The sequence below is a fragment of the uncultured Deefgea sp. genome (assembly GCF_947072475.1).
Taxonomy (GTDB): domain Bacteria; phylum Pseudomonadota; class Gammaproteobacteria; order Burkholderiales; family Chitinibacteraceae; genus Deefgea.
Genome location: NZ_CAMTIA010000097.1, coordinates 1 through 5,205 on the forward strand (window position 1 = coordinate 1; position 5,205 = coordinate 5,205).

Below are 5,205 nucleotides of genomic sequence, written 5' to 3' on the forward strand. Positions count from 1 at the left end.
GTTTTAAGCCATCAAAGCGGGCGCGGTGGCGGCGGATTTGGTGGTGGCAGCGGCGGATTTGGCGGTGGTGGCGGTGGTGGCGGTTTTCGTGGCGGTGGTGGTGGATTTGGAGGCGGTGGCGCCTCGGGAGGATGGTGATGCAAAAATTAAAACGCCTCTGGCAGCATTTAAAACCCAATCGGGCTGTGCAGTATTTTAATCCAGCGAGCCAAGCGACACTAAGCCAAGTGATTAGCACCGCTGAGCAAGGGCATCGGGGAGAGATTCGATTAATCATCGAGGCGCGCTTACCGATGGCTTTAATTTGGCAAAACACTACCGCCCGTGAGCGAGCGCTAAGCTGGTTTTCTGATCTACGCGTTTGGGATACCGAGGGCAATACCGGCATCGTGCTGTATTTATTACTGGCTGAACGCCAGCTGGAATTAGTGGCCGATCGCGGTATCGCCAACAAAGTACCCCCAGCGCAGTGGCAAGCCATTTGTCAGCAATTAGAGCGAGATCTGGCCGCCAATCAGGTGCTGCCCGGTTTAAGCCAAACGCTCCAGCAATTGGGTGACTTATTGGCGCTGCACTTTCCTTTGCCTGTTGATAGCGAGAATCCTAACGAGCTAAGCAATGAGCCAGTGATTGTGATTTAAACCCAAACCCTCAGCCGGCATCATTGGCTGAGGCGGTTCGACTACGATGCAGCAGCAACCGACATTGCCATAGATACATTTCAGCAGGTATATCAACAAATCGCTTATTGAATATTAGCCCGACATCGATACCCCATTAATTAACATTCCACTTCTCGACGTCTTCAACGGCAAAACCTTGGATGCCATCAATGCGCATTGCGACTAACGTGGCCTGCTCGGCAGCCGTTTCGACTGATTTGGCTATCACCAATAAATCCAAACCATGGGCAATTTTAATGATCGCATCCATATAAAACTGGTGATCGCGATCGCGATCAATGTGCTGACTAAACGCACCATCGATTTTGAGATAATTGACTTTTAGCCGGCTTAAATACGCCAATGAACTCAGGCCACGACCGACATTATCTAAGCCAACTTGCACCTGCAACGGCGTCATTATGGCGATAAAGCCAGCCACATCGGCCAATTGATTCATGACCTCATGCTCGGCCAATTCAAAACACAGCCGCTGCGCCAAATGCGGCGCGGCGCTCAATCGAGCACCAAGCCAAGCCATAAATTCAGTATCGGCGATCGACATAGCAAATAAATTAATCGCCACTCGATTCGGCGTCGGCGCTGTGGCCATGTGCGATAAACAGCGCTCAATCACTAAACGATCAAACTGCGGTAATAAGCCGTGGCGCTTGGCCATCGGTAGAAATAAAGCGGCAGGCATCAGCTTGCCATCGGCATCCCGAATTCGCGCAAACACCTCATGCTGCAAACTCTGACCATCCAGCGCCTTCACCCGCTGCGTATCAAGCTCGATATTTTGCTGGGTTAACGCCGTTTGCAATAAATCCCGCCATTGCGTGGCATTACGCGTTGCCAAGGTCGGTTTATCTTGGCCGTCATCCAGATGAAAAGTATTGTTGCCCGCTGCTTGAGCGGTCCGTAAAGCCAAGTCAACTTCAGACAGCCATTCGCTGCCAATTTGCGAGTGATACATCACCACGCCAATATGGCCAATTTGCGCATACGGCGTCAGTCCCTGTTCGTTGAGGGTAATGAGTTGCTGCATCAAATCGGTCGCAATTTGCGCCACTTGCTCTGACTCTGCATCGGCAATCAAACAGGCAAATGTATTGCCACTCATTCGCGCAATAAATGTGTCTTCAGCGCTATTGGCTAAACTGGTTTTTAAAATGTCGGCCACGGCAATCAATAATGCATCGACCGTCTGAAAACCTTGTTGCTCATTGAGTGTATTTAAATGGCTTACTTCTAAAAACAATAAAGCACGATAAGCCAAGGCTTCATCAGCCGCTAAGATCTGCTGAAAATGCAAATCAAAATAACGCCGATTAGGTAAACCCGTTAGCCGATCAAGATAGGCATCTTGCCGCAGTCGATCAATGCTGGCCATTTGCTCTACAAACATTTCTTTGAGCTTTTGCGTCATTTGATTCATCGCCGCGACCACTCGACGCAAATCTAAAGTCCACGGCAATGGGCTTGGCGCTGGATATTCTCGATTACAAATGGCTATGGCTTGCATTTCAACCGCGCGTAATGGCCGTAAAACGACGTGTAATAGGCTAATTGCCGCGAGTAAGGTTAAAATAAATGCCGCCAAAAACCAATACAACGCATTCACGCTACTTGCCCATAATGAGGCATAAGCAATCCCCGGATTGGCTGCAATCCGAATTGATCCTGCTTGCTGCCAACCATGACTCATCAGTGCTTCACCGCTTGGCGTTTCAATTGGAAATAATCGCACAAACCAATCGGGCACCTGATTGATATGCAAAGGGGCGACTCTTTCTAATATAACAACCCCATTCACATCGACAATTTGGATTTTTCGATAATAGCCACTATCAAATACCGCATCGAGCATGCTTTGTACGATAACCCGCTGCTGTGGATCTAAAATCAACGGCGATAACTGCATGCCCAATGCGGTTGCCGTATCTTGAGAAATCGTGGTTAATTGCTCAGTTAAAAAATCCCGTGAGCTTTGTACACTTAAATAAATACTGCCAAAAAATAACACGCTAAATAACAATACAATCATTAGAATCAACTGCTTTAACAGTGTCATCACATTCTCCTCAAAAGCAGAAAATCATTTTAATCATCCAATTCATGACCACGACGCGACATTAATTGCGACCAAAAACCAATATTATTTTTTCTCGCATTACCATTACTTCGGTCTTTAGCTAACCAAAGACCTTGACCATTAAAACTATAAATCGGAATTAAATCTGGACGTAAAGCAGCTTGACGAATTTCAGGGATTAAATTATCTAGAATCAACGGCATTTCTGCCGGCCTAGGATAATAACTTAAAACCATATGTGCTAAATTATTCGGCCCAAAGCCACTGGCTTGCACATAAGTAATGCGGAGTTTATTTTCTGCTAGCCCCAAGGCCAGTAAAGAAAAATATTTGGCAATGGCAAAATCCTCACAATCGCCTCGCCCTTTAGCTAGCATTTCAACCGGCGTTGCCCAATAATCTTCTACCCCCCAGTTTTGGGCGTCACTGACAAACATAATTTGTTGATTAAAAAAATCATTGACTAATTTTAATTTTTTTAAATCATCCATTTTTTTATCACTCGACAGCAACACCTGCCAAGCCTCAAGTCTTTGCTTACTTGCTGCGCCATATTTCTTATCGACTTTATCTAGCATCTGCGGACTTAATCGAAACGGATCCCCCCCTTGAATATCTGACAATAAAATAATTTGCGGCAATAGCAAAGCCGCAACAACTAACCATTGCCGCCAAGTGAAATATCGAGATAATCTATTGAATTGCCACACAAAACACCTATTAAATTCATGCCAACTGATCGCCAATTAAAACTGACGACTCATAAATAAAGCCAAATGCACTCGATCAGAAATATTTAATTTGGAAAAAATCGTACTTAAATGCGTTTTTACCGTGCGATCTGAAATATTCAATTCACGGGCGATGAGTTTATTTGACTGACCTTGCGCCACTAAATTGGCAATTTTTCGTTCTTGAGGCGTAAGTTGCTTTAAATTTTTATGGGTATCGTTGACTGAATGCGACGCGGTGTAATGCTGCAAACCTTTTAATAAAAAAGGCAATGCGCCAGTCGAAACCCAAATCCCATCGCGCGAGGTGACATCCACAATCACCTGTAACCGTGCCAGCGGCAAATCAGGCGTGCAGCAAGCCTTCACGCCGACAGCCAACCATGCGAGCTCGGCGTCGACGGATAATTCACCAAATGCCAATAGCAAACATGTCGCTTTAGCCAGATTCATCAAAGACAGTGGTTCTGGCATGGTCGAAAAAAATCGCATATCCAAAACACAAGAACGTGGTGGATTTAGTAATAGGTCTGTCAACGGCATCCTCTCTGCGTACTGAGTGAGTAGCCCTTTGCCAGCTAAAACCTGCGCCCAAAGCGCATGAAACTCAGCATGATTAGAAATGACACAATCTGTCTCAGACATGATTCATCCCGCTGAGTATTGGCAAGGGTACGGGTTTAACCCTAGTACCTGAGGACGATTCGATCGCAACAACAAGGCCATAGAATCAAGATCATGAATCAGTCGTGACGCAAAAGTTCGATTGCATCGTTAAGTAGCATCAAAGCGGCGGTCGCTTTTTGTCATCGAAATTAAGCACTGCGTAGCATTGATCGACTTTAAGCCTCTTCAATAGTTTAGGTCTAAGCCCTGTGAAATACCAATGACAGCAATTAGACCGCATTACCTATAGCGAGAATCTCATCATGGCCAAGCAAGCAAATATCTCGACTCACACCATTGCCAGCAAAGGCACCGTGACGCAGGTGATCGGCGAAGTCAAAGTGCTGACCGCCGCTGGGCAAACCCATACGCTGCAAGTTGGTGATAAGGTCAATACCGGTGACACCATTCAAACCGGTGCTACCGGCGTAGTTGCACTCCAATTTGCAGGGGCGAATCCAATTAGCTTGGGGCATTCTGATTCATTCAGCATTACCAGCGAATTACTCGCTAGCTTGTATCAACCCGCAGTCAGCGCGGCCAATGATGCCGCGAAAATTCAAGCTTTAATCGAGCAAGGCGCCGACCCGACTCAAGTCGCTGCAGCCACTGCGGCCGGTGCTGCTGCTGGTGAAAATGCAGGGCATAGCTTTGTGATCGTAGAAGGCCCGCACTCTCGGGTACTGATTCCAACTGGATTTCCTACTGAGGGCATTCTGCTTGACGGCAAAAATACTTATGTTGATCCTGTGATTGGCAATCGAGCCCCGCAGGCGCGAGACGATACAAGCCAAAGCATTAATGGTTCAAATGCGGCTGATGATGGATTAACGGTTCCAGAAGACGGTGTTTTACAAATTCCAAGCAGCCGCTTATTGCAAAATGACAGCGACCCCGATGGCGATACGCTGACGATTATCAGCGTGCAAAATGCCGTCAATGGCACTGTGACCTTAGTGAATGGCAATGTGGTATTCACCCCTAATCCCAATTACAACGGGCCAGCGAGTTTTACTTACACCGTGAGCGATGGTCACGGCGGCACCGCGAC

At 46.8% G+C, this 5,205-nt stretch carries 5 protein-coding genes; 2 read left to right on the plus strand and 3 right to left on the minus strand.

From position 1 onward, the window contains the following. Window positions 1-137: 137 nt before the first annotated feature. Complete coding sequence (locus Q0V82_RS16290) at window positions 138-641, plus strand: TPM domain-containing protein (protein WP_297577471.1); 504 nt, start codon at window positions 138-140, stop codon at window positions 639-641. Between the two features lie 136 nt (window positions 642-777). On the opposite strand, the gene Q0V82_RS16295 is transcribed toward Q0V82_RS16290, so the two are convergent. From Q0V82_RS16295 to Q0V82_RS16305, 3 genes are read right to left on the minus strand one after another with little or no spacing between them, the layout of a single operon-like run. After that, on the minus strand, window positions 778-2,736 hold the full coding sequence (locus tag Q0V82_RS16295; protein ID WP_297577474.1) for an EAL domain-containing protein: 1,959 nt from the start codon (window positions 2,734-2,736) through the stop codon (window positions 778-780). A 29-nt stretch (window positions 2,737-2,765) separates the two neighbouring features. Beyond that, complete coding sequence (locus Q0V82_RS16300) at window positions 2,766-3,467, minus strand: transglutaminase-like cysteine peptidase (protein WP_297577477.1); 702 nt, start codon at window positions 3,465-3,467, stop codon at window positions 2,766-2,768. A gap of 36 nt (window positions 3,468-3,503) precedes the next feature. Next, window positions 3,504-4,133: a response regulator transcription factor gene (locus Q0V82_RS16305; protein ID WP_297577480.1), complete on the minus strand. Its 630-nt coding sequence runs from the start codon at window positions 4,131-4,133 to the stop codon at window positions 3,504-3,506. A gap of 284 nt (window positions 4,134-4,417) precedes the next feature. Here Q0V82_RS16305 and Q0V82_RS16310 point away from each other — a divergent pair. Beyond that, window positions 4,418-5,205 (plus strand): retention module-containing protein (locus Q0V82_RS16310; protein WP_297577482.1); only part of this gene is annotated, 788 nt, incomplete at its 3' end.

Bases quoted from the DNA above. Each gene is read 5' to 3' on its own strand.
- Q0V82_RS16290 (WP_297577471.1), top strand. From the start codon at position 138: ATGCAAAAATTAAAACGCCTCTGGCAGCATTTAAAACCCAATCGGGCT.
- Q0V82_RS16295 (WP_297577474.1), bottom strand. From the start codon at position 2,736: ATGACACTGTTAAAGCAGTTGATTCTAATGATTGTATTGTTATTTAGC.
- Q0V82_RS16305 (WP_297577480.1), bottom strand. From the start codon at position 4,133: ATGTCTGAGACAGATTGTGTCATTTCTAATCATGCTGAGTTTCATGCG.